This window comes from Nocardioides sp. WS12 (assembly GCF_014108865.1).
Taxonomy (GTDB): Bacteria; Actinomycetota; Actinomycetes; order Propionibacteriales; family Nocardioidaceae; genus Nocardioides.
Window position 1 is genome coordinate 1,531,051 of sequence record NZ_CP053928.1, and the last position, 24,246, is coordinate 1,555,296.

The following is a 24,246-nucleotide window of genomic DNA, read 5'->3' on the forward strand; positions in this document are numbered from 1 at the left end:
GATGGTCAGCCGAAGCGCTTCTTCAGCCGCGTCAGCGCACCGTCCCGGTTCGCCTTGATCAGGGCCTCGGCCGCGTTCTTGCCGGGCAGGCCGGAGATGCCGCCGGTCGGGTGGGTACCGGCGCCGGTGATCCACAACCCCGGTACCGGCGTCTCGTAGCCACCGAAGCCCTGGGCCGGCCGGAGTCCGCCGAACCGCATGCCGACAGGTTCCACGTGGTAGACGTTGCCGTCCGGCACGTTGAAGCGCTCCTCGAGCTCGGGTGCGGACATCACTCGGCGGCTGATCTCCATGCTGTCGAGGCCCTCGTAGTAGAGCGATGACTCCTTGAGGACCTTGTTGCCGATCTGCTCGCGCATCTCCTCCCACGGGACCTTGGGGTTGCGCGGGAAGATGCCGGACCAGGCCCAGAAGGTGTCCTGGCCCTCGGGTGCCTGGGTGGGGTCGAGACGCGAGGGGACGATGCCGATGAAGCACTCGTTCTCCGGGTAGACCCGCTGCACGGCGCTGTTCCAGGCGTCGATGTGGTCCTCGTAGGTCTGCCAGCTCACGATCGGCTCGGTCAGGTCGAGGCCGTCCTTGCGCCAGGCGTTGTGCTTCGGCATGGTCAGCCGGCCCGACACGGCGACGTCGATCTTCAGGGTCGTCGTCTCGAGCACGTTCGTCGGGATGGCGTGCGCCCGGCGTTCGAGGTGGTCGGGCAGCGTGCCCTCGGGCAACAGTTGCGCCAACGTCGCCTTCGGGCTGCAGGAGGCGAGGGTCGTGGTCGCGAAGAGTTCTTCCCCGTTGTCCAGTCGGACACCGGCGACGGTGCCGCCGCGCACGATCATCTCGGAGACGCGGCTGTTCACTCGCACCGAGCCGCCGTGCTCGATCAGGCACTGGGTCAGCGCGTTGGTGAGGGCGCCGGTACCGCCCTGGAAGCGCGCGGAGTTCGTGCGGTGGCACATGGCGATGTAGATCAGTGCCCACGCCGTACCGTCCTGGGTCATCCAGCAGAAGGGCGGCATCGAGGCGAGGGCGGCCCGCAGGAGCGGGGTGTCGAACCGCTCCTCGATGAACTCCTTGTGCGACGTCGTCAGGAAGGTCGTCAGCGGCAGCAGTTCCTTGCGCTTCTTGAGCGCCGCCGGCAGCTCGCGCATCAGCTGCGCGCCGGGGCGCAGGGGATGGCCGTTCATGTAGGGGATCGCGAGGTCCATGGCGGCGTCGAGCGAGCGGGCGAACGCCTCGTAGGCGCGCGCGTCCTTGGGGGAGAAGTACCGCAGCTCCTCGACGGTCTTCGCCGGGTCCTTCCAGAACGCCAGCGACGGTCCCTCGGGGTCGAGGTGGACGTGGAAGGGATCGGCGATGATCTGCTTGAAGCCGTACTTCTTCAGCTCGAGGTGCTCCTCGATGCCCGAGGAGCGGAAGAGCGAGGCCTGGATCCCACCTTCGTTGATCAGGTGGCCCGGGGCGTCGGGGAAGATCGGGTTGGTCGAGATCATCCCGCCGATGGTCGGGGAGGCCTCGACGACCTCGACGGTGAATCCGGCCTTGGCGAGGTAGCAGGCGGCGACGAGGCCGTTGTGGCCGGCGCCGATGACGAGGACGTCAGTGGGTGCCTTCGGGTCAGGCATGGGAGAGCTCCAGTTCAGTGGCGAGGTGGGCTTCGGTGCGGATGGCGCGCAGGAGGACCCAGGTCATGACGAGGTACCAAGCGCCGAAGGCCGCGGCCGGGATCCAGAACCCGATGAGTCCGGTCCAGGCGAAGACGCCGTCGGCGAAGAACGCGATGAGGGTGGCGGGCAGGACCAGGAAAGCCAGCCAGAGGCTGAACCACGCGACCCACCGGGGGAAGACCGGCTCGGGCGAGCGATCGCCGAGGGTTGCGATCGCGATCGCCACCAGCTGTCCGACGACCGGGGGCCAGGGAATGATCAGCAGGATGTAGGACAGATCGTTCAACGCGAGAGTGATCTCTGCGGGCCGCTCCGGACGGAACGCGCCGACCATGAAGAACACGATGGGCACGGTCAACACCATCGTCACGATGATCCCCGACGCGAACTGCAGCACCGACATCACCGGGAATCCCCGCTCCGCGCGGCGCAGCTGGAGGCTCACCACCAGCGAGAACGGCAGGGTGAGGAAGGCACCGGCCATCGCGATGGTCAGCCCCGTCAGGTGCAGGGCCTGATTGTTCGCATAGTGCTGGGCGACCTGAGCTGCCGAGTCGGTTGCAGGAACGAGTGGGATGAAGCCCCCGAGCAGGCCCCATCCGCCGAACAGGCAGACGGTGAAAAGAGGCCCGCACCACGCCATGATGACCTGGTTCCGGCGGTGGAGATCGACGTCGGACACCTGCGACATCGAGGTCACCGGTTCCCGATGAACGATTGTGCGTCCCCACCCGGCGCAGGTGCGCCGATCAACGCGGCGAGCAGTTGGCTGGCGGGGTTGTTGAACTTCATGGGAGCGTCGGGCGGCAGCAGACCCAGTTCGATCATCAGGTTGCCGGCCCGGTGCATGATCACGGCAAGTCGTACGGCGGCCCACACCTCGTAGAAGTCGAGGTGCTCCAGCGCCCGGCCGGCCGCCTTCTCGTAGATCGCGACGACCTCGTCGCGCGACGGGAATCCTTCGGGCACGGGGAACCCGATGCCCTCGGTGTGGTGGCGCAGGATGAACAGCCACCACGCGACGTCGGCCTCGGGCTGGCCGAGACCGACCATCTCCCAGTCCAGGACAGCATTGACGGCGAGATCATCGCCGAAGAGCTGGTTGCCGATCCGGGCGTCGCCCCACAGCAGGACCGGGTCGCGATCGTCGGCGGGCCGATGCTCGGCGAGCCAGGCGAAGCCGGATTCGACGGTCGGGTTGGTGTCGCCCGCACGGGCCCAGTCGTAGAAGTCCTGCCAGCGCGCGAGATCGGCGTCGTAAACGGAACCAGCGTCGGCCCCGGCTGCCGGCGCGAGCGAGTCGAGGCCGAGGGTGCGCCAGTCGGCAGCGTGGATGCTGGCGATGGCCTCGATCGAGTTGCGGCACAGTTCGCCGCGCAGTGCAGGAGTCAGGTCCTCGAGCACCCAGCCCGCTGCCGTGAAGGGCGGGTCGTCGGCGGGCACCCGGCCGAAGGCTCGCTCCATCACCAGGAACGGGGAGCCGAGCACGGCGGGGGAGTTCTCGACCCACCGCACGACAGGCGTCGGCACGCCGGCGGACGCAAGGCCGTTCATCACCGCCGCCTCACGGGCGAAGTCGTAGCTGGGGAACACGGAAGGTCCGGCCGGTGCGACCCGGGCGACGAATTGTCCGGTCTCCTGCCCGTCGGACCAGGTGGCGGTGAAGAGCACGGTGAGGTTGGACATGCCGCTCGCCGCGGGCACGTCGCAGTCGGTGATGCTGGCGCCGGGCAGTCGCTCGGCGAGCCAGGTCTCCAGGGCGCCGCGGATCTCTGCCGGGTCGGTGTTCGCGAGGGCCATCAGTTGTCTCCTTCGACGGGGGTGGGATCGGTGGCGCGGGCGACCATCGCCCGCTGGTACTTGTCGAACCAGATCTCCTGGTACGTGGCGTGGGCGATCCGCCCCTCTTCGTCGGTCCAGCGGAAGACGCTGTCGTGGAAGGAGACGTTGGGCCATGCAGGGATCGTCGCCGTTGCGATCGCCTCGCCGGTGAAGCGCCAGATGCGGCCGTCCTCGTCGGTGGCCTCGATCTCCTGGCGCAACGTCGCGAAGGTCAGCGGCTGACGCTCCAGGACGTTGCGTCGGATCCGGGTGACCTGCCGGGTCTCGCCCTTGTGGATCAGCCACGCGAAGTGGTGGGTCGGTGCACCCTCGGGGATGTCGAAGAGACCGGTCCAGGCCGGGTCGGTGTCGGGTGCCTCGAAGCTGATCTGGTTGAAGATCAGGTCCTCGCCGAAGTACATCGGCGACCAGCCGACGGGCGGAACGGGCACGCCGCCCTGGTCCTCGGTGCGTACCTGGCGCCAGGAGCGGTCACGCGGTGTGAAGCAGTCGACGTCGTACGTGACGCCCTCGAGGGTGAGCGAGCCGACGCAGTGCATGAACTGCTCGCTGCCGCCGGTGACGCGGCCCGGGTCACCGTGGTGGGCGTCCTCGCCGGGCATCACGTGGCCGCGGGCCAGGAGCGGGGTGACCGCGGTCTGGGTGACGTCGAACGACGTACGCCCGTCCTTGCTGGTGTAGCTCACTCGTGCAACCCGGCCGGGCTCCAGGAAATCGATGCGCAGGCCGTTGGCCGTGGTGATGACGTTCCCGTCGAACTCGGGCCACGGCATGGTGACCTCGTAGTCGAGGTGGGCGACGTCGAGCACATTGACGTTGTCGAGGCCCTGGAAGATCGCGACGCCGCCCTGACTCAGCGGGAATGTCGGCTGGTAGCGGACGTAGAGGAACGCGCCAATCGCCGCCTCCGGCACCGAGAAGCCGAAGTAGTGGGTGTGGATCGTGTGGTGGTCCCAGTCCTCGGCCCCGACGGGCAGCGGGACGAGGAGGTCCGTCTCGGGCGGGTGGACGGCGTGGTTCATCGAGGCTCCCAGCAGGTCGTGGCGTTTCGTGACGCCCACCACACTGACAGATAATGAATCCATTTTCAATATTGAAATTGATCTCAAAATAGATCTAGAGTCCGGCGCATGCTTGCTGCTGCCGCCCGGGAGATCCCGGCCCACCCGACCACCGAGATGCCGTTCGGTCCCGAGATCGCGTTCACGATCTTTCTCGGGATCCCTGTTGTCGTGGGGGTGTTCTTCGCGATCCGACATCTCCTGACGGGCCGGGGGCCTCTGCTCGCCGTGTGCCTGATCGGCGGTGGGGTCGCCTGCCTCTTCGAGCCGATCGTCGACACCCTCGGCCTCTGCTACATCCGCGAGGACGCGTACCTGACGACGTTCAGTTCGATGGGGCGTGACTTCCCGCTGTTCATCAACTTCGTCTATATCTGGTACGTCGGCGGGCTGGCCTACCTGGCCTACCGGATCTTCTCCAACGGGGTCACCGTGAAGGGCCTGTTCCAGCTGTACCTGATGGATGTCTTCATCAACATCTGGCTGGAGAGCCCGGGCGTCCTGATGGGTGCCTATGAGTACTACGGACCGCAACCGATGAACCTCTGGGGCCTGCCGCTGTGGTGGGTCTTCGTCAACCCGATCATGCCGCTGACTGCGGGTGCCCTGATCTACCGGTTGAAGCCGTACCTGCCCGGTTGGCGGATCGCGTTGGTCATTCCATTCATCCCGATGGCCGACGGCATCGGCAACGGCGCTGCGGCGTGGCCGGTCTGGACCGCGCTCAACCTCGACGCGCCGCTGTGGGTGAGCCACGTGGCCTTCCTGGTCACCGTCGGCCTGGCTCTCACCTGCGTGTGGGTGCTGTCCTTCGTGGTCTGCCGTCGCGACGACGAGGTCGCCATCCAGGGCAAGCTCGCCATCGTGAAGGCTGCCGTCTTCGGCGTGCCGGAAGGCAATGTGCCGCCGCCGGAGATCACCATCGGTTCGGGGCCGAAGGCGCCGGCCGTAGTGTGACCTCCGTGACTGGAGCGTCGGTGGGGGAGAGCCGGTACGACCGGCGTCGTGCGCGGACGCGGAGCGTGCTCGTCGCTGCGGGGCGGTCGCTGATCGGCGCCCACGGCGTCGCCGGACTGAAGATCCAGGACATCACCGAAGAGGCCGATGTCGCGCTCGGGTCCTTCTACAACTACTTCTCCAACAAGGAGGAGTTGGTCGAGGCGGTCGTCGAGGAGTCGCTCGCCGAGATGGCCGCGACCGCCGGTATCAACGAAGCCAACCGGCACCAGGATCCGGCGATCACCACCGGCCTCGCCGTCCTGCGCATCGTGGGCATCGCGTTCAGTGACCCGGACCTGGCCCGGTTGCTGGTCCGGCTCGACCATGCGGATCTTGTCTACACGCGGGCGATGTATCCCGCGGCGCTCGAGGTGGTGCGCACCGGTGTCGAGGCGGGGCGCTTCGTCGTGCCGCACGAAGATGCCGTCGTCCACAACGTGGTCGCCGGATCACTCGCCCTGATCCGCAGGATTCTGGACGGTGAGCACGACGACTCGGTCGTGGCTGCCCAGGCGGAACTGACCCTGCGCCTGCTCGGCCTTGGCGTCGAGGAGTCGGCCGCGATCGCCGCCCGCTGCATCGAGATCGGCCAGCGAGGCTGACCCCTTCTGCGCGCACCCGGGACTTTGGTCCCGACTTTCATCATTTTCTATGACCCCATTGAAAATCTTTTGAATCGGCATTAGATTTTCGAGGAGTTCTCGCTCGGGAGAACGGAGTCGCCCTGGAGGGGGGCGGCGTCATTCCTGATGGGAGCATCAAGGTGGGTGATCTGCTTCCCTTTGTCATCGCCGGTTTGGTGACGGGGTCGATCTACGGTCTGGCGGCGGTCGGTCTCGTGCTGACGTACAAGACGTCCGGGATCTTCAATTTCGCGCACGGCGCGATGGCGACAGTGAGCGCCTACGGCTTCTATTCGCTGTACGTCGACCAGGGGCTGCCGTGGTTCTGGTCGGCCCTGGTGTGCGTTCTCGTGCTCGGCCCGGTCATGGGTGTCGTGCTCGAAGGTCTCACCCGGATGGTGTCGCGGGCGACGCTCGAGCTCCAGATCGCCGCCACCATCGGCGTGCTGCTGCTGGTCCAGGGCGGTGTGACGCTGTTGTACGGGCAGGTCGAAGTGCGCACCGTCCCGGTCTTCCTGTCGGACGCGACGTTCACCCTCGGCGGCACGGTCGTGCAATGGTCGGACGCGATCACCTTCGCGATCGCGGTCGTCGTGACCGCAGGACTCTCGCTCGGCCTCGGCCGGCTGCGCCGGGGTGTGGCGATGCGGGCGGTCGTGGATGACCCCGACCTCCTCGACCTGATGGGGACGAGTGCCGCGGCGACCCGACGGCTCGCCTGGGGTGTCGGCGCCGCCCTCGCTTCCCTGTCCGGCGTGCTGTTCGCCCCGCTCCTCCCGCTTGACCCGTTGCAGCTCACGCTGCTCGTCGTCCAGGCCTTCGGCGCCGCAGCGATCGGCCGCTTCACCAGCCTGCCCCTCACCTTCGGTGGCGGACTGCTGATCGGACTCGCCGCATCGCTGGCAACGCGTCACTTCACCGAGGGACTGTGGGCGGGCATCCCGGCCGCGATGCCGTTCCTCGCGCTCTTCCTCGTTCTCCTGCTGATGCCGCGACGTTTCCTGGCGACCCGCGAGCGGCCGGCAGCGCGCACGCGTCCGTCGTGGCGTGCACCCGCACCGCTGCAGGTCGTCCTCGGGATCGGCCTCGTCGGTTTCCTGGCGACGGTGCCGTCGTTCGCCGACATCCACCTGACCGACTGGACGGTGGCGCTGGCGATGACCATCGTCTTCCTGTCGCTGGGCCTGCTGGTGCGCACGTCCGGCCAGGCGTCCTTGTGCCACGTCGGCTTCACCGCCATCGGTGCCTCGGCGTTCGCCCGGTTCACCGTTGACCAGGGCCTGCCCTGGTTCCTGGCCCTGTTCTTGGCCGGCCTGGTCGCCGTGCCGATCGGAGCCGTGCTGGCCATCCCCGCGATCCGGCTGAGTCCGCTCTATCTGGCACTGGCGACCTTCGGCTTCGGGATCGTGCTCCAGGTCATGTTCTACACACAGGACTTCATGTTCGGTGACACCGGCGCCGGACTGACCGTCCCGCGTCCCTCCGTCTTCGGGGCGGAGGATGACGCCGGCTACTACCGGCTCGTGCTCGTGCTGACGGTGCTCGCAGCCCTGCTGGTGGTGGCGCTCAACAGGGGTCGGATGGGGCGTCTCCTGCGCGGTGTCGCGGAGTCGCCGACGGCGCTCGCCACCACGGGGGTCTCCCTCGAGGTGACGCGGGTGATGGTCTTCTGCCTGTCGGCGTTCCTCGCCGCCATCGGTGGCGCGTTGGCCGGCGGGGCCTCGACGAACGTGTCGGCCGACAGTTACCAGCCCCTGCTGTCGATCACCTGGTTCGCCCTGATCGTCATCGTGGTCGGACACGAGCCGTGGTACGCCCTGCTCGCCGCAGCGGTGATGGTGCTGCTGCCGTCGTACAGCGGCGATCCCGAGATCGCCTTCCGGATGCAGGTCGCGTTCGGCGCGCTCGCGATCGTGGTGGCGGCCCTGACCGGCAAGCTCCAGGTGCCCCGGCCGCTCCGGGACTTCCTGGACCGCCTCACCTGGCGGCGTGCCACCGCCGTTTCCGCAACGGACGCACGCGACCAGGTCCGGCCGATGGCGTTGGAGACCGACGCCCTCACCGTGCGGTACGGCGGCGTGGTCGCCGTTGACGGGCTGACGTTGTCAGCCCCGACCGGCCGCATCACGGGACTGATCGGGCCCAACGGCGCGGGCAAGACGACGACCTTCAACGCCTGCTCCGGACTCGCCCGGGCGAGCTCCGGCACGATTCGGGTGGATGAGCACGCGGCGACCCGCTGGTCGGTCGCCCGCCGCGCCCGGCGTGGACTGGGGCGGACCTTCCAGCGGATGGAGTTGTTCGACTCGCTGTCGGTGCGACAGAACGTCGCGATCGGCGCGGAGGGCGTCCTCGCTGGCGGCAACCCGCTGCGCCAGTTGTTCGCGTTCCCGGGGGAGAACAGCAAGGTCGCGGCAGCCACGCGGGATGCCCTGGAGTTGTGCGGGATCGCCGACCTGGCCGACCGTGCAGCCGGATCGCTGTCGACGGGCCAGCGCCGCCTCGTCGAGCTCGCGCGCTGCCTGGCCGGACCGTCCTCGATCCTGCTCCTCGACGAGCCGAGCTCCGGCCTCGATCACAGCGAGAGCCAGCGATTCGGCGAGATCCTGCGGTCGGTGGTCCGTGAGCGCGGCGTCGGCATCCTCATCGTCGAGCACGACATGGCGCTGGTGCTCGACATCTGCGACCACATCCACGTCCTGGACTTCGGGAAGCCCCTCTTCGAGGGCACGCCGGCAGAGGTCCAGGCCTCGCCGCTGGTGCAGGCCGCGTATCTCGGCACCGACCTCGGCGCCACCGATCTCGAGACCGCCAAGGCAGGTGCCTGATGTCCGAACCCACTTTGCAGATAGAAGGCGTGCACGCCGGTTACCGGGGTGCACGTGTCCTCCACGACATCGACATCAGGGTCCCGGCCGGGACGGTGACCGCCCTGCTCGGACCGAACGGTGCCGGCAAGACGACCCTGCTCCGGGTCGCCGCCGGGCTGCTGCGCCCCTCGGCCGGGGTGCTCCGACTGGACGGTGCGGAGGTCACCCGCTGGAGCGCGTCCCGTCGGGCGCGCCATGGTGTCTGCCTGATTCCCGAGGGCAGGGGAGTCTTCGGTGGCCTCACGGTGCGGGAGAACCTGCGGATGATGCTGCCCGCCCGTGGTCCGCGCGGGCGCGTCGACGACGTGCTCGATGTGTTCCCCGACCTGCGCAACCGGCTCGGTCAGACGGCCGGAAGCATGTCCGGCGGTCAGCAGCAGATGCTGGCGCTCGCCCGTGCCTGGCTGACCGGACCGAAGGTCGTCCTGCTGGACGAGGTGTCGATGGGCCTGGCTCCGCTGGTCGTCGACGAGATCTTCGTGGCGCTCGACGCGCTGCGATCCACCGGCGTCTCCCTGCTCCTGGTCGAGCAGTACGTCGACCGGGCGCTGGCCATGGCCGACACCGTGCACCTGCTCGACCGTGGCCGGATCGCCTTCGGCGGCCCGGCGTCCGAGATCGACCGGGACGGCCTGCTGGCCAGCTATCTCGGCGCCACGACCACTCCTTGACCCACGTGTCCTCACCCCAACAGAAAGCAGAAAACTGATGAAGAAACGACTGCTGCGCGCCGGCCTGATCGCCGCCGTGCTGGCCCTCCTGACGGCCCTTCTGGCCGCCTGTGGTTCGGATGGTTCCAAGGACGGAAAGCTCGAGGTGGAGTCGGGCGGCCTCACCGGTGAACCGATCCGGATCGGCACCCTGTGCAGTTGCACGGGCCCGCTCGCAGCGTCCCTGGGGCAGAGCCTCGACGTGATCAAGGCGTGGGCGAGCTTCACCAACGAGAACGGTGGCATCAACGGCCACCCGGTCGAGGTCATCGCCTACGACGACGGCCAGAACCCGGCCACCGGCCTCGCGAAGGCCAAGCAACTCGTCGAAAAGGACAAGGTCATTGCCATCGTCGGCACGATGAGCCTGGTGTCCGACCAGTGGGCGTCGTACGTCTCGAAGAAGGGCATCCCGGTCGTCGGCGGCCAGCCGGTCGACACGTCGTTCTTCACGGACCCGAACTTCTTCGCCTCCGGATCCACCCTGCCGCTGCTCCTGCTCGGCGAGGTGACCGTGGCGGCCAAGGCCGGCGCGAAGGAGCTCGGCCTCATGTACTGCTCCGAGACGCCCGTCTGTGCGCAGCTGCCGGCGATCGTGAAGCCGCTCGCCGCCCAGGCTGGCATGACGGTGGTCGAGGCGAAGGTGTCCCAGTCGGCGCCGAAGTACCTCGCCGAGTGCCAGTCCTTCAAGGACAAGGGCGTGGACGCGATGTTCAATGCGGTGAACTCCGACGTGGTCCCGCGCATCGCAGAGTCGTGCTCGCAGGCCGGCTTCAACCCGATCCAGGTCGCCTCGTCGACGACGACGCAGAAGAGCTGGACCACCGATGAGAACCTCGACGGGTCCCTGGTCGTTGCCACCAACGCTGTCTACACCGACGCGTCGGTGCCCGGCGTCAAGAACTTCCTCGACGGCCTGGCCGAGCACGCACCCAAGGTGCTTGAGAGCCCGCAGTTCAGCTTCCCGCTGATCTACCCGTGGGCCGGTGGCGAACTGTTCAAGGCCGCTGCCGAGGCTGGCAAGGTCACCCCGGCCTCGACTGGTGCGGACGTGGTCGCGGGCCTGCGCCTGCTCAAGGACGAGACGCTCGACGGCATCGCTCCGCCGCTGAACTTCCCTGAGGGGCAGCCGGGGTTCCCGCTGTGCTACTTCACCGCGAAGCTCACGGGCGGCGAGTTCAAGTCCGATCCCGAGCAGACCTGCATCGACCAGGCAACCGCAACCGCCATGCTGACGGCGCTGCAGAAGGGCTGATCTCGCCCTGACCGCAGGAGGGGGTGGAGCGCACTCGGGCGCTCCACCCCCTCCTTTCGTCGGTCCCCGTGCAGGAGCCTGATCAGGCCCTGGGCGAGAGCGCGTTCTCCACGAACGACTGCGCGTTCGCCACCACCCGGTCGATCGTGGCGCGGTTGGGCTGCCACCATTCGGCTGCCCAGTTGATGGTGCCCATCACGAGCATCTGAGCGAGGTACGGGTCGAGGTCCTCGCGAAGCTCGCCGGCAGCGTCGGCGGCCTTGAAGAGCTCGCGCCACACGGCGCCGTACTTCTTCTCCTCGGCGTCGTGGCGGTCCCGGATCGCGTCCGGGAGCTGGCCGGCATTGCGGATCGCGGCCGTGGTGTAGTCGGAGATCTCGAGCTCGTGACGCAGATGCGTCTCGACGCCGATCAGGATTCGCTCCATGCAGGTCGCGTCGGCGGACGCTGCGTCGAGGGCCTTGGTGAGGTACTCGCGCATCTCGGCGAGCCCGACCCACATGACCTCCTCGATGAGGTCGTCACGGGAGGGAAAGTAGTAGTAGATCGCCGGGGCCTGGAGTTCGGCGACCTCGGCGACGTCGCTGAGCCGCATGCCGGCGTACCCCTTGGCGCTCAGGACCTGCGCGGCTGCATCGAGGATCCGCACCCGGGTGCGTGCGGACTTCTTGTCGGTCCGCTTGACGGTTGTCGTCGCCGGACTCCCCGAAGTTTTCGCCATGGCTGGATTCTAATCGCGCTTCACAGGTTCACATGCGGCGACCCGCGCGGGTCAGCGTCCGAGTCCGCCGCGCTTGACGAGTTGGGCCGCGATCACGTTGCGCTGGATCTCGTTGGTGCCCTCGCCGACGATCATCAGCGGTGCGTCGCGGAAGTAGCGCTCGACGTCGTACTCCGTGGAGTAGCCGTAGCCACCATGGATGCGTACGGCGTCCAGTGCGATCTCCATGGCGATCTCGGAGGCGTAGAGCTTGGCCATGCCGGCCTCCATGTCGCAGCGTTCGCCGGCGTCGTACTTCTCGGCGGCGAACAGGACGAGCTGGCGCGCAGCAGTGAGCTTGGTGGCCATGTTGGCCAGGTAGTTGCCGATCGACTGGTGCTTCCAGATCGGCTTGCCCATGGATTCGCGGGTCTGGGAGTAGGCGAGCGCGTCGTCGAACGCAGCCTGGCCGACGCCGAGGGCGCGGGACGCGACCTGCAGGCGACCGGTCTCCAGTCCGCGCATCATCTGCGCGAAGCCCTTGCCCTCCACGCCTCCGAGAAGAGTGTCGACGGGGGTGCGGTAGTCGTCGAAGGAGAGCTCACAGGCCTCGACGCCCTTGTAGCCGAGCTTCGGCAGGTCGCGGGAGACGGTGAGGCCGGGGCCGTGCTCCACCAGCAGGATCGAGATGCCCTTGTGGCGGGGCTCGGCCTTCGGGTCGGTCTTGCACAGCAGGGCGATCAGGCCCGAGCGGCGGGCGTTGCTGATCCACGTCTTGGAGCCCTTGACGACGTACTCGTCGCCGTCGAGGCGCGCCACGGTCGTCATCGCCTGGAGGTCCGAGCCGCCCCCCGGTTCGGTGAGCGCCATGGTGGCGCGCAGTTCGCCGGTGGCCATCCGGGGGAGGTAGCGCTGCTTCTGCTCCTCCGTGCCGAACTGCAGGATCAGCTTTGAGACGACGGTGTGGCCGCCCATGGCTCCCGCAAGGCTCATCCAGCCGCGGGCGAGCTCGGTGGTGACCTCGACGTAGCAGGGCATCGAGACCGCGACGTCGCCGTACGGCTCGGGGATCGCGAGCCCGAAGACGCCGAGCTGCTTCATCTGCTCGATCCACTTCTCCGGGTACTCGTTGGCGTGCTCGAGTTCGGCCACCTTGCCGCGCACGTCCCGGTCGATCCAGTCGCGCACGAGGGCGACGACTTCCTGCTCTTCCGATGACAGCTTGGCCATGATGGGGTCTTCCTCCGGGACTCGTTGCTTGCCGAACGTCATTTAATGTAGATTAAAAGAATGTCCGTGGTCAACGTCGCGCATGTCACCCGCCGCTCCGCCCTCTGCGTTCCGGCCGGTGACGACCGCAAACTCACCAAGGCGCTGGAGTCCGGCGCCGACGAGGTCGTCGTCGACCTCGAGGACGCCGTTGCGTACGACGACAAGGATCGCGCCCGCGCACAACTTGCCGCCTTCGTCTGGCCCGCCGGGGGGCCGCACGTCGCCGTGCGGGTCAACGCGGTCGGGACTCCCTGGTGCCACCGCGACCTGGAGGTTGCCGCCTCGATTCCCCGCGTGACGTCGGTCGTGCTGCCCAAGGTGGAGTCGCGAGCCGACATCGGTTTCGTCGAGCGCCTCCTTGCTGGTCTCGAGGCCGAAGTCGGCCGCGCCGACGCGGTCGGCGTGCAGGCCCTCGTCGAGACCGCCGCGGGCGTCGTTGCCCTGGCCGACATCGTCTCGGACGTCCGGCGGCTGAGCGCGGTCATCGTCGGCTACGCCGACCTCGCCGCGTCGCTGGGCCGTGCCCGCGACCTCGAACCCGCCGCTTGGCGGGCGATCCAGGACGCGATCGTGCTGCACTCACGGGCCGCACGGGTGGCCGCGATCGACGGTCCGTTCCTCGGTGTCGCCGACGACGAGCCGTTCCGTGGCTCCGTCGCGGATGCCGTGGCGCTCGGCTTCGACGCCAAGTGGGTGATCCACCCGCGGCAGGTCGCCGGGGTCAACGGCGGCTTCACGCCGTCCGAGGACGAGGTCGACCACGCCCGGCGCGTGCTGTCGACCCTTGAAGACGTGGCCACGGCCGGCCGGGGGGCGGCCGTGGTCGACGGAGCACTGGTGGACGAGGCAATGGCCCGAGCCGCGCGTCAGGTCCTGGCCAAGGTGGCCGGCGGATGAGCGTGACGCAGGTCGGGGGACCGTACTTCGACGAGCTCGAGATCGGACAGGTCTTCGACGCCGCGCCCGGTTGCACGCTGACCGAGGGGCGCGCCGCGCAGCACCAGTCGATCGTGGGGGATCGGTGGCGCCTGGCGCTCGACGACCACCTCGCCCGTTCCGTCGCCGGTGGCGTGGTGGCTGGACCGAGCTTCGTCACCAACACCGCGATCGGCCAGACCACGCTGGTCACCCAGCGGGTTCGCGCCAACCTCTTCTACCGTCGCTTCGCGCTGCTGCGGCAGCCCCTGATCGGCGACACCCTGCGCACCACGACCACGGTGGTCGGGCTGCGCGAGAACGCCCGGCGGGAAGGTCGTCCGCCGACCGGCCTCGCTGCGCTGCACATGCAGACCGTCGACCAGGAGGGGCGTGCGGTCATCGACTTCTTCCGCTGCGCGATGCTCCCGCTGAGCCCGGGCGCCGCACCGACCGGACGGGCTGACGACCTCGATGCGATCGGTGCGGACCTGCCTCCGATCGACCCGGCCGCGCTCATTCCGCCGTGGGACCGGGCAGCGTTCGTCGCGGGCCGAACGGTCGGCGTACTCCCGGAAGCCGGGGAGGTGTTCGAGGTCGCCACGGGCGACGTCGTCTCCAGTGCTCCCGAGCTCGCCCGGCTCACTCTCAATGTCGCCGCTGTGCACCATGACCGGTTCGCCGGCGGGGGGCAGCGGCTGGTCTACGGCGGCCACACCATCGCGATCGCTGCTTCCCAGTTGACCCGGGCCTTGCCCGACCTGGCGACAATCCTCGCGTGGGATTCCTGTGATCACACAGGACCGGTCCACGAGGGTGACACCCTCACCACCCGGTTCACGGTCGCGAAGGTGACGCCGGTTGCTGGCTGGCAGGTCCTCGACTTGCGCGCCGAGGTCACCGCCGATGGCGAGCGCCCCGTGTTGGACTGGCGGTTCTCGGCGCTCGCTCCCTGAGCGGGGCGCGGGTTCATCAAGGGATGTCGGCGAGTGCGCGCTTCCCATGGTGAGCAACCACCGGGGAGTGGCAACTCGGCTACATACCTTGATGAACCCGCAGCAGCGCGCAAGCGAAGCATCACGGCATCGTGTAGCCACCACTCACGCTGAACAGCTGCCCGGTCACCTGACGCGACATCTTCTCCGACGCCAGGAACAGCACCGACGCGGCGACGTCCTCGGCGCTGGTCAGCCGAGCCAGGGGCGTGTCCTTGAGCAGGTACTCCGCCTGGTCGTCGGTGAAGACGTTGTCCTTGCCGACGGACCAGAGGCTGCCGGCGCCGACGGCCTCGGGGCTGTCGGGGACGACCAGCCCCGGGCAGATGATGTTGGAACGGATGCCGTGGCGACCGTGCTCACGGGCGGTCGTCCGGGCCAGTGCGACGACGGCCGCCTTCGTTGCGCCGTACACGCCCTGGCGGATCTGGCCGAAGGCAGACTCGCTGGCGATGAAGACGATGGAGCCCTGGCCCTGCTCGCGCATGGGGGAGAGGACGGCCTGGGTCGCGGCGATGGCGGTGAAGAAGTTGATCTCGACCGTCTTCTGCCAGTTTGCGCGGTCGGTGTTCTTCGCGATGAAGCCCGGCACGCTCCATCCGGCGTTGTTGACGAGTACGTCGACGCCGCCCCACGCCTCGACGCAATGATCGGCCGCACGCTGCGCTTCGCCCTCGTCGGTCAGGTCACCCACCACCACCTCGATCCCCGCGGCGCCGCGGCCCATGGCCTCGGCGGCGACCCGCTCAGCCTGGGCGCCGTCGATGTCGGACAGCACGATCCGGCTGCCCTCGGCGGCGAAGGCATGGACGATGCCGCGGCCGATGTTGGAGGCGCCACCGGTGATCAGTACGCGCGCGTCCTTCAGTCCCAGGTCCATCTGCACTCTCCTTTGAGCGGCGGTCGGTATTCATCTCCAGCGTGACGCTTGACACGTCGATGCGGTCGCCCTAGCGTTCCATAAGTAGAGTTACCTTAATCTAGATTCAAATTTACCGGAAGTGCTGGGGGATTGCGATGGCGTCAGTGGTCGAGGCTGCGGCCAAGCCGACGCGTGAGCTCGGCGGGATCCTGGCGATGACGCTGGATGCCCTGGTCATCATGTTCACCAAGCGGTTCTCGTGGCGCGAGGCCGTGCAGCAGGCGTGGTTCATCACGAGGGTCTCGCTGCTGCCGACCCTGCTGGTGATGCTCGGCTTCACGCTGCTGGTGATCTTCGAGGTCAACCTGTTGCTCAAGGACCTCGGCGCGCTCGACCTCTCGGGCGGCATCGCCGGGATCGCGTCCGTGCAGCAGATCGGTCCGTTCGTCACGGTCGTGGTGGTGGCCGGTGCCGGCGGCACCGCGATGTGTGCGGACCTCGCGGCGCGCACCATCCGTGAGGAGATCGCGGCCATGCAGGTGCTGGGCATCGACCCGATCCAGCGGCTCGTCGTACCCCGGATCGTCGCCGCGGTCATGGTGACCCTCGTCCTCAACGTCCTGATCTGCGCCGGTGGCCTGACGGGTGGCTACTTCTTCTCGGTCTACCTCCAGGGCGTCAATCCGGGTGCGTACGTCGCCAGCATCCCCCTGTTCACCGGGATCCCGGAGCTGATGTTCTCCATGATCAAGGCCTTCATCTTCGGCCTGATCGCCGCGCTCATCGCGTGCTATCGCGGCCTCAACGTGGCCGGTGGTTCCAAGGGTGTCGGTGACGCCGTCAACCAGGCCGTGGTCATCACCGTGGCCGTGCTCGTTCCCGTCAGCCTGACCATCAGCCTGATCCAGTTCGCGATCCTCTGAGGCCCTGATGTCTTCCCTTTCGCCCAAGCTCGAAGCCGTACGTCGCGCGCCGCTCCGGACGCTCGACGCCATCGGCACGCACGGTCTCTTCTATGCCCGCGTGCTGACCGGGATCCCGCGGGCGCTCCGTCGCCACCCCGGTGAGATCGTCAAGTTGATCGCCGAGCTCGGCACCGGTACGGGGGCGCTCGCCCTTGTCGGTGGCTCGATCGTGATCGTCGCCTCGATCACCTTCTTCGCCGGCGCGGTGGCCGCGGCGCAGGGCTTCGAGTCGTCCTCCAGCCTCGGTGTCGGATCACTCAGCCCGCTGCTGGCCGCCTTCTTCACGGCCCGGCTGTCGACGCCGCTGCTCGCCGGTGTCGCCCTGTCGGTGACCCTCGGTGCCGCCACGACGTCCCAGCTCGGCGCGATGCGGATCAGCGAGGAGATCGACGCGATCGAGGTGATGGCCATCCCGTCGCTGCCCTACCTCGCGACCACGCGCGTCGCCGCGGGAATGACCGTGATCACCCCGCTCTACATCTTCGCGACGCTCGGCGGGTTCTTGGCCGACTACCTGCTGCTGGTCTTCTTCTACGACGTCGGCGCGGGCAACTTTTCCCACTACTTCTTCCTGTACCTGCACCCAATGGACATCGTCTTCTCCTACATCCAGGTGCTCGGCATGGTCATCGTGGTGATGCTCGTGCACACGTTCTACGGCTACACCGCGAGCGGCGGTCCGGCGGGAGTCGGCGAGGCCGTGGGCCGTTCGGTCCGAGCCTCGTTGAGCGGCGTGATGATCGTGAACCTGCTCATCGCGATGGCCATCTACTCGAACTTCAACACCTTCCACCTGGGCGGCTGAGAGATGAGCAGAGTCACGTCACCGAGGACGACCCGGATTGCGGGGATGGGCCTGATCCTCGTCGTGGTCGCCGCGGTCGCACTCACCGGAGCGTTGTACGGGCGCGCGTTCAGCAACCCGGCCGAGGTCACGGTGCAGACCTCCCGTGCCGGACTGGTCATGGACCCGGGCGGCAAGGTCAAGATGCGCGGCGTCGAGATCGGTCGGGTCGGCTCCGTCCGCCCGGTGGGCGACGCCGTCGAGATCGTCCTGGAGATCGATCGTGACGAGCTCGACGGGGTTCCTGCTGACGTCGTCGCAGAGATCCGTGCGACCACCGTCTTCGGCGCCAAGTACGTCGAACTGGTCCCGCCTGCTGCCGGCGGAAACGGCTCGCTCACCGACGGCGCGGTGATCCGGGCCTCGGGTGTGACCACCGAGATCAACACGGTCTTCGACGGACTGGACCGGGTGCTGAGCGGGATCGACATCGCGAGCCTGAACGGCACCCTGACCGTACTTGCCACCAGCCTGTCGGGCCGCGGTGACGACATCGTTGCGATCGCGGCGAAGGCAGACGCCTATCTGACGAAGTTCGAGCCGCTCCTCCCGCAACTGCGCAAGGACCTGCTCGAGGTGGCGCGGTTCGCCCGCCTTGCTGTCGAGGTGTCGCCGGCGTTGCTGGCCATCTTGCGCAATGCGACGGTGACGGCCGGGACGATCGCCGACGAGGAGCAGGCCCTGCACCGGGTGCTCGTGGACCTCTCACTTCTCGGCGGTCGTGCTGCGGACTTCCTCGGGGACAACGGTGACGCTCTCGCGACCTTGCTGGAGTCGGCCCGGCCCACGGCGGCCACCCTGCGCGCCTACTCCACCGAACTGCCCTGCTTCCTCAAGGGCCTCGACGAGACCCGCAAGGTCATGGCCGACGTCATCGGTGGCACGGACGCCTCGTTGCGTGCGCTGGTGAGTGTTCGCTCCGAGCTGTCGCACTACACGGTGCCGAAGGACCTGCCGGGCCTGCCCGAGGACCGCGGCCCGGACTGCCATGGCCTGCCGCGCCTGAAGAACAGCCAGATCCCGATTCCCGAGCGGGGGACTGCACAGTGAAGATCCACGCAGAAGCGATCAAGCTCGCGATCTTCGGCATCGTCGGCGTGCTGGTGCTCGGCCTGCTCTACCTCACGCTGGGTGAGACCCGGCTGGGCCCGACCCGCAGCTACCGCGTCGTGATGACCGACGTGAGCGGGCTGCAGGGCGGCGATGTCGTCCGGGTCGCCGGCGTCCGGGTCGGCCAGGTGGACGGCCTCGACGTGATCGACGGCAACCGCGTCGAGGTCTCCTTCCAGGTCGACGAGTCGCAGACGTTGACCGACTCGACCGACGTCCTCGTGCGCTACGAGAACCTGCTCGGCGACCGGTACCTCGAGCTCCGGCAGCCGCCGAACATGGGCAAGCCGCTCGCTGACGGAGCCACGATCCCGGTCGACCGGACCACGCCCGCGCTCGACCTCGACGTGCTGCTCAACGGCTTCCGCCCGCTCTTCCGCGGACTCGAGCCGACCGAGGTCAACGAGCTGGCCGAGAACCTGATCGCCACCCTCCAGGGCAGGGGCGGCACGGTCGAGTCGCTCCTCGCGAAGACCTCGAGCCTCACCAACGGGCTGGCCGACGACAGTACGGCGATCACCTCGCTCATCGACAACCTCGACGTGCTGCTGGGCAGCCTGGACACCCGCGATGTCCAGCTGCGCCAGACGATCGGCCAGTTCCAGGAGCTGGTGTCGGGACTGGCGAACGACAAGGACCCCATCGCAACGTCCGTCACCTCGATCAACCGGATGGCCGCTGCCCTGGCTGACCTCTTCAACGACGGGCGCGAGCCCTTCAAGCAGACCGTGATCGCAGTCAAGGACCTGGCGAAGTTGCTGAACACGAACACGAAGACCCTGAACAAGGTGCTGGCCTCGTTGCCCGGTGCCTACCAGGTGCTGGACCGGATCGGCTCCCACGGCAACACCTTCAACTTCTACCTCTGCGCGGTGCAGGTCGTGATCAGCGGACCGGGCGGCAAGCCCATCAAGACGCCCATGGTCCGCAGCCAGACCGAGAGGTGCCAGGACAATCCGGAGAGGAGGGGCCAGCGATGAAGATGTTCCGTGAACGCAACCCGTTGCCGCTGGGCCTGGTCGTCGTGGTGGGCCTGGTCATGACCCTGCTCCTCGTGCTCAACATCGACGGCGTCGTCGGCGCCTTCGGGCGCAAGTACAGCGTGATGCTGCCCGAAGCAGCAGGCATCAAGCAGGGCGACCCGGTCCGGGTCAGCGGCCTGACCGTCGGTCGTGTCGGCGAGGTGAGCCTCGAGGGCGAGGGGGTCCTCGTCGAGTTCGGCCTCACCGAGACCGGTATCGAACTCGGCAAGGAGACGACGGCCGAAGTCAGCGTCGAAACCGTGCTCGGCGACAAGGCGCTCGTCCTCACCTCCCAGGGCGGCGGCACCCTCGCCGAAGGCGACCGGATCCCGATCGAGCGGGCGAGCGTCCCGTACGAGGTGACCGATGCACTCGCCGAGCTCCAGCAGGAGACCGAGGAGATCGACGTCGACAAGGTTGCGACAGCGCTCGAGACCGTGGCTGGAACCCTCGAGGGCGCAACCCCCGAGCTCGGCAACGCGATCACCGGAATGAGCCGGCTGTCGCAGACGATCAGCAGTCGCGACGACTCGTTGCGCAGCCTGCTCGCCAACGCCGATCAGTTCAGCGACGTGCTCGCGGACCGCAGCGGCGACCTGACCGCGCTGATGAAGGACGGCAACGTGCTGTTCACCGAGCTCCTGAAGAGGCGCAACGACATCACGGCACTGCTCGAGAACCTGTCGGCGATGGCGATCGAGTTGCGCGGCCTCGTCGCGGACAACAAGGACACGATCGGACCCGCGCTCCAGGAGCTCAACACCGTGATCGGCACCCTGCAGCAGAACAAGACCAACATCAGCAAGACACTGACGGGGATGTCGGTCTACGCCACCGGCCTCGGCGAGGTCGTCTCCAGCGGCGAGTTCTTCTCGGCGTACCTCCAGAACCTGCTGCCCGGCAACATGCTCCAGCCCGGGATCTCGGAGCTGGGCCTGTCGGGTGTCGACCTGAGCGGACTGCTCGGAGGAGGTACCACCCCATGAGCACGATCAAGAAGATCCTCGCCACCCCGCGTCTGCGCCTGCTTCTCGCGCTCGCCCTGGTCGCCGTCGCCGTCCTCACGGTCGGCTTCCGCGACAAGGGGAGCACCGACCTGGTCGCATGGTTCCCGAGCACCGACGGCATCTACGCCGGTGACGAGGTGCGGGTGCTGGGTGTCCCGGTCGGCAAGATCGACAGCATCGACCCCGACGGCACCAAGGTGCGGGTGGCCTTCCACGTGAACTCCGACATCAAGATCCCCAAGGACGCCAAGGCGGTCATCGTTGCGCCGTCACTGGTCAGCAGTCGCTACCTCCAGCTCACCCCTCGGTACGACGGCGGGCCGGTCATGGCGGACGGCTCGACCATCGAGCTCGCCGACACGGCCGTGCCGGTCGAGTGGGACGACATCAAGGAGCAGCTCAACGGCCTCGCTGAAGCGCTCGGTCCGCGCGGAGCGAACAAGAACGGCGCTCTCTCGGACCTGGTCGACGCGGGTTCGACAGCGCTCGACGGTCAGGGAGCCACCATCAACCAGACGATCGCCGACCTCTCCAATGCAGTCGGGGTGCTCGACAGCGGCGGGGACGACGCGTTCTCGGTCGTGCGCAACCTGCAGGTGTTCGTCGCCGCCCTTGCCCAGAGCGACGGGCAGATGAAGAGGTTCATCCAGAACCTCGACGCCGTCTCGGCGGTGCTGGTCGACGACAAGCGCATGGTGCGCAGCGCGCTGCGCAATCTCAGCGCTGCGGTCGGCGACGTGGAAGGCTTCATCAAGGACAACCGTGCCGGACTGAACACCGCCGTCACCCGGCTGTCCGACATCGTCCAGGTCGTCAACAAGCAGCAGGGCGACCTCGCGCAGATCCTGCACGTCGCGCCGAACGCGCTTGAGAACCTGACCGAGTCGTACCACGAGAACCAGAACGCGGTCGGGGTCAACCTCAACTCCGCCAACATCTTCTCGCCCGGATCGCTGATCTGTGGCGCGATCGGGGGCGCGGCGGGCACGGACGAGGCAGGCACCGAGAAACTCTGCAACGACCTGCTCGGGAACCTGCTCGGACAGGTCGTCGACAACCCTCAGTCCCAGGAGTTGCTCGACGCCCTCCTGCTGCTGATCGCCGGGGCCGGCTCATGAGGTCCGCCACCATGCGTCGCTTCGGGCTGGCCTGCGTGCTCGCCCTGGTCGTGCTGCTCTCGGGGTGCCGCTTCGACGGCATCGACTCGATGGTCCTGCCGGGCGCCAAGGGGAACGGTGAGGACGCCGTCAAGCTCACCGTCGAACTCCCCGACGTCGGCACCCTGAACGTCAACGCCGACGTCAAGGTCGACGACATCGCCGTCGGGACGGTCACCGACGTGCGGGTCGAGAACTGGCACGCCGTCGCCGAGCTCACCCTGGAGCCCGACGTCGACCTGCCCGCCAACGCGGTCGCCAAGGTGGGCGTCAACACGCTTCTCGGTGCCGCCTACGTCGAACTCGTGGCGCCGGCAAAGCCTGAGGGGACGCTGGCCAGCGGCGACCGGATCCCGCTGGAGCGCGGCCGCGCCTACCCCTCGACCGAACAAGTGCTGTCCGCAGCGTCCCTCGCCCTCAACGGCGGCGGCCTGGAGCAGATCGCGACGATCACCACCGAGCTCAACCAGGTGCTCGGTGGCAATGACCGGGCCGTGGCCAGCCTGCTGCCCCGGCTCGACTCCTTCGTCGGGGCACTCGACAGCCAGCGCGAGGAGATCCTCGGCGCGGTTCGGGACATGGCTCGGCTGTCCCAGCGGTTCGCGAAGAACCGCGGCGTCCTGACCACCGCCCTCGACGAGATCGGACCCGCCCTCGAGGCACTGGCGAAGAACCGTCCCGACCTCACCAAGGCGCTGACCTCCCTGACCCGCCTCAGCGACGTCGCGACGCCGCTCGTCGGCAGGGTCAAGGACGACCTGATCGCCGGCCTCAAGGACCTGGTTCCGGTGCTGGAGGCCGTGACCGCCGCCGGCGACTCCGCCGTGTCGGCGCTCGGTTTCGCGGTGACCTTCCCGTTTGCTCCCGAGACCGTCCAGAACGCCTGCCGCGGGTCCTACTGCAACCTCACCCTGATGCTCGACCTGACCAACTCGGCGCTCCTGAACGGCTTCATCCGTCCCGATGGCTCCATCGGGATCCCGGGGCTCCCCGGCCTGCCGGACCTCGGCAAGCTGCTCGGGGGCCTGTTGCCCGGTGTCACCGGACTGCTCAACGGACTCACGGGAGGTGCCCGCACCGACGGCTCGACTACGAAGTCCGGCGGGGCCGGTGGCGCGGGAACCGCGCAGAACCCGGGCAGCAGCCCCGACATCGCCGACACCCTCGAGGAACTCCTCGGCGGAATCCTGGGAGGCGGACGATGATCCTCAAGGGTGCAGCTCCGATCATCAGGAAGCAGCTGATCGCCTTCGGCATCGCGGCCGTCGTCGGCGCGGTCGTCCTCGCCGTCTCCTTCCTGCGCGTTCCCGAACAGCTCGGCATCGGCCGCCACACGGTGTCTGCCGAGTTCGCCCAGGCGGCCGGCCTGTACACCGGCGCCGAGGTGACCTACCTGGGCCACCCGGTCGGAAAGGTCGAGAAGCTGAACCTCGCCGGCGACCGGATGGTCGCCGAGTTCAGCCTCGTCAACGACGTCGACATCCCGGCCACGGTCACCGCGGAGATCCACAGCCGATCCGCCGTCGGGGAGCAGTACGTGTCCCTGGTCCCCGACCGCAATGAGGGCAAGGGTTCCTTGCTGGCCGATGGCGACGTGATCCCGCTCGACCGGACGTCGTACCCGGTGGAGATCGGGCCGGTGCTCGACAACGTCCAGGCCCTGGTGTCCAGCCTCGACGAGGAGAAGCTGTCGCTGCTCATCGACGAGAGCGGCCAGGCACTGTCCGGCCGGGCAGGCGACCTGCAGGCACTGCTGGACAGCGGATCGAACCTGATCGAGACGGCCGACGCGAACTTCCGACCGACGGCCGACCTACTGCGGGACCTCGGACCGGTCCTGGGCACCATCAACGGGGAGCGCGAGGGCATCGCCCGGCTGACCAGGAACCTCGACCAGGTCACGGCGGAGCTGCGTGCCGGCGATGCCGACCTGCGCAAGCTCCTGGCGGACGGGCCGGCCTTCACGACCGAGACGATCGGCCTGATCGACGACCTCTCGATCTCGCTGCCGACCTTGTTGCAGCGGACCAACCCCGTCCTCGGGACGTTGCGCACCTACAACGGCCACCTCGCGCAGATCCTGTCCGACTACCCGCTCGCGGTCGCGACGGTGCAGTCCGTGACCTTGCCTGCGCTCAGCAGCCACGCCGTGCGACTGACCCTGGCCAACGCCGACAAGCCTCCCGTGTGTGTGAAGGGGTTCGTCCCTGCCGGGAAGTGGGCGTCCCCGTTCGACGACTCACCGCGGACGACCCCGCTGTCCTACTGCAAGTTGCCGTCCAACGATCCGCGCGGTGTGCGCGGAGCCCGCAACATCCCGTGTCCGGCCGACCCCGGACGCCGCGAAGGCGATGCGACGAGGTGCTGAACCGAACCGAG

General features: G+C 68.1%; 22 protein-coding genes. 15 read left to right on the forward strand and 7 right to left on the reverse strand.

Features of this window, described 5'->3' with window-relative positions; genetic code table 11:
* Nucleotides 1-5 precede the first annotated feature (5 nt).
* The 4 genes from HRC28_RS07170 to HRC28_RS07185 are packed head-to-tail and all read right to left on the reverse strand — an operon-like array spanning nucleotide 6 to nucleotide 4,522.
* Nucleotides 6-1,616, reverse strand: a complete 1,611-nt coding sequence (locus HRC28_RS07170; RefSeq protein WP_182379445.1) for an NAD(P)/FAD-dependent oxidoreductase — start codon at nucleotides 1,614-1,616, stop codon at nucleotides 6-8.
* Entirely contained in the window at nucleotides 1,609-2,349 is a 741-nt protein-coding gene (locus HRC28_RS07175; protein WP_182379446.1) for a hypothetical protein, read from the reverse strand. The genes HRC28_RS07170 and HRC28_RS07175 overlap by 8 nt, the downstream gene beginning before the upstream one ends.
* Before the next feature lie 5 nt (nucleotides 2,350-2,354).
* Nucleotides 2,355-3,458 carry a phosphotransferase family protein gene (locus tag HRC28_RS07180; protein WP_182379447.1) on the reverse strand — a complete coding sequence of 368 codons (1,104 nt, stop codon included), beginning with the start codon at nucleotides 3,456-3,458 and terminating at the stop codon, nucleotides 2,355-2,357.
* Nucleotides 3,458-4,522 carry a tyrosine protein kinase gene (locus HRC28_RS07185; protein ID WP_182379448.1) on the reverse strand — a complete coding sequence of 355 codons (1,065 nt, stop codon included), beginning with the start codon at nucleotides 4,520-4,522 and terminating at the stop codon, nucleotides 3,458-3,460. Before HRC28_RS07185 ends, HRC28_RS07180 begins: the two co-directional genes overlap by 1 nt.
* 108 nt (nucleotides 4,523-4,630) lie before the next feature.
* On the opposite strand from HRC28_RS07185, the gene HRC28_RS07190 reads away from it, so the two are divergent.
* The 5 genes from HRC28_RS07190 to HRC28_RS07210 all read left to right on the forward strand — a co-directional run bounded on the left by HRC28_RS07190 (nucleotide 4,631) and on the right by HRC28_RS07210 (nucleotide 11,018).
* Nucleotides 4,631-5,518, forward strand: coding sequence for a hypothetical protein (locus HRC28_RS07190; RefSeq protein WP_202033258.1), 888 nt, complete (start codon nucleotides 4,631-4,633; stop codon nucleotides 5,516-5,518).
* Between the two features lie 5 nt (nucleotides 5,519-5,523).
* Nucleotides 5,524-6,162, forward strand: coding sequence for a TetR/AcrR family transcriptional regulator (locus HRC28_RS07195; RefSeq protein ID WP_182379449.1), 639 nt, complete (start codon nucleotides 5,524-5,526; stop codon nucleotides 6,160-6,162).
* Nucleotides 6,163-6,323: 161 nt separating this feature from the next.
* Nucleotides 6,324-9,011: a branched-chain amino acid ABC transporter permease/ATP-binding protein gene (locus HRC28_RS07200; RefSeq protein WP_182379450.1), complete on the forward strand. Its 2,688-nt coding sequence runs from the start codon at nucleotides 6,324-6,326 to the stop codon at nucleotides 9,009-9,011.
* On the forward strand, nucleotides 9,011-9,724 hold the full coding sequence (locus HRC28_RS07205; protein ID WP_182379451.1) for an ABC transporter ATP-binding protein: 714 nt from the start codon (nucleotides 9,011-9,013) through the stop codon (nucleotides 9,722-9,724). The genes HRC28_RS07200 and HRC28_RS07205 overlap by 1 nt, the downstream gene beginning before the upstream one ends.
* Nucleotides 9,725-9,761: 37 nt before the next feature.
* Entirely contained in the window at nucleotides 9,762-11,018 is a 1,257-nt protein-coding gene (locus tag HRC28_RS07210; protein WP_182379452.1) for an ABC transporter substrate-binding protein, read from the forward strand.
* 82 nt (nucleotides 11,019-11,100) lie between these two features.
* On the opposite strand, the gene HRC28_RS07215 is transcribed toward HRC28_RS07210, so the two are convergent.
* Together HRC28_RS07215 and HRC28_RS07220 are read right to left on the reverse strand one after the other, a co-directional pair.
* Nucleotides 11,101-11,739: a TetR/AcrR family transcriptional regulator gene (locus HRC28_RS07215; RefSeq protein ID WP_182379453.1), complete on the reverse strand. Its 639-nt coding sequence runs from the start codon at nucleotides 11,737-11,739 to the stop codon at nucleotides 11,101-11,103.
* Between the two features lie 51 nt (nucleotides 11,740-11,790).
* Nucleotides 11,791-12,990 carry an acyl-CoA dehydrogenase family protein gene (locus HRC28_RS07220; protein WP_237111734.1) on the reverse strand — a complete coding sequence of 400 codons (1,200 nt, stop codon included), beginning with the start codon at nucleotides 12,988-12,990 and terminating at the stop codon, nucleotides 11,791-11,793.
* A gap of 18 nt (nucleotides 12,991-13,008) precedes the next feature.
* On the opposite strand from HRC28_RS07220, the gene HRC28_RS07225 reads away from it, so the two are divergent.
* Nucleotides 13,009-13,887, forward strand: coding sequence for a CoA ester lyase (locus tag HRC28_RS07225; protein ID WP_182379454.1), 879 nt, complete (start codon nucleotides 13,009-13,011; stop codon nucleotides 13,885-13,887).
* On the forward strand, nucleotides 13,884-14,861 hold the full coding sequence (locus HRC28_RS07230) for a MaoC family dehydratase (RefSeq protein WP_182379455.1): 978 nt from the start codon (nucleotides 13,884-13,886) through the stop codon (nucleotides 14,859-14,861). Before HRC28_RS07225 ends, HRC28_RS07230 begins: the two co-directional genes overlap by 4 nt.
* Nucleotides 14,862-14,982: 121 nt before the next feature.
* Here the strand turns inward: HRC28_RS07230 and HRC28_RS07235 are convergent, their stop codons facing one another.
* Nucleotides 14,983-15,780 (reverse strand): SDR family oxidoreductase, encoded by a 798-nt coding sequence (locus tag HRC28_RS07235; RefSeq protein ID WP_182379456.1) that lies wholly within the window; start codon nucleotides 15,778-15,780, stop codon nucleotides 14,983-14,985.
* A gap of 137 nt (nucleotides 15,781-15,917) precedes the next feature.
* Here HRC28_RS07235 and HRC28_RS07240 point away from each other — a divergent pair, with 137 nt between their 5' ends.
* The 8 genes from HRC28_RS07240 to HRC28_RS07275 are packed head-to-tail and all read left to right on the forward strand — an operon-like array spanning nucleotide 15,918 to nucleotide 24,235.
* Nucleotides 15,918-16,685 carry an ABC transporter permease gene (locus tag HRC28_RS07240; protein ID WP_182379457.1) on the forward strand — a complete coding sequence of 256 codons (768 nt, stop codon included), beginning with the start codon at nucleotides 15,918-15,920 and terminating at the stop codon, nucleotides 16,683-16,685.
* Nucleotides 16,686-16,692: 7 nt separating this feature from the next.
* Complete coding sequence (locus tag HRC28_RS07245; RefSeq protein ID WP_182379458.1) at nucleotides 16,693-17,532, forward strand: ABC transporter permease; 840 nt, start codon at nucleotides 16,693-16,695, stop codon at nucleotides 17,530-17,532.
* Nucleotides 17,533-17,535: 3 nt separating this feature from the next.
* Nucleotides 17,536-18,621, forward strand: a complete 1,086-nt coding sequence (locus HRC28_RS07250; RefSeq protein WP_182379459.1) for an MCE family protein — start codon at nucleotides 17,536-17,538, stop codon at nucleotides 18,619-18,621.
* Nucleotides 18,618-19,661, forward strand: coding sequence for an MCE family protein (locus HRC28_RS07255; RefSeq protein ID WP_182379460.1), 1,044 nt, complete (start codon nucleotides 18,618-18,620; stop codon nucleotides 19,659-19,661). The genes HRC28_RS07250 and HRC28_RS07255 overlap by 4 nt, the downstream gene beginning before the upstream one ends.
* Nucleotides 19,658-20,689, forward strand: coding sequence for an MCE family protein (locus tag HRC28_RS07260; RefSeq protein ID WP_182379461.1), 1,032 nt, complete (start codon nucleotides 19,658-19,660; stop codon nucleotides 20,687-20,689). Before HRC28_RS07255 ends, HRC28_RS07260 begins: the two co-directional genes overlap by 4 nt.
* The gene (locus tag HRC28_RS07265) at nucleotides 20,686-21,828 is read left to right on the forward strand and encodes an MCE family protein (protein ID WP_182379462.1); all 1,143 of its coding nucleotides are present in this window, start codon (nucleotides 20,686-20,688) and stop codon (nucleotides 21,826-21,828) included. Before HRC28_RS07260 ends, HRC28_RS07265 begins: the two co-directional genes overlap by 4 nt.
* Before the next feature lie 11 nt (nucleotides 21,829-21,839).
* Nucleotides 21,840-23,072 (forward strand): MCE family protein, encoded by a 1,233-nt coding sequence (locus HRC28_RS07270; RefSeq protein WP_182379463.1) that lies wholly within the window; start codon nucleotides 21,840-21,842, stop codon nucleotides 23,070-23,072.
* Nucleotides 23,069-24,235, forward strand: a complete 1,167-nt coding sequence (locus tag HRC28_RS07275; RefSeq protein ID WP_182379464.1) for an MCE family protein — start codon at nucleotides 23,069-23,071, stop codon at nucleotides 24,233-24,235. Before HRC28_RS07270 ends, HRC28_RS07275 begins: the two co-directional genes overlap by 4 nt.
* The last annotated feature ends 11 nt before the right edge of the window (nucleotides 24,236-24,246 follow it).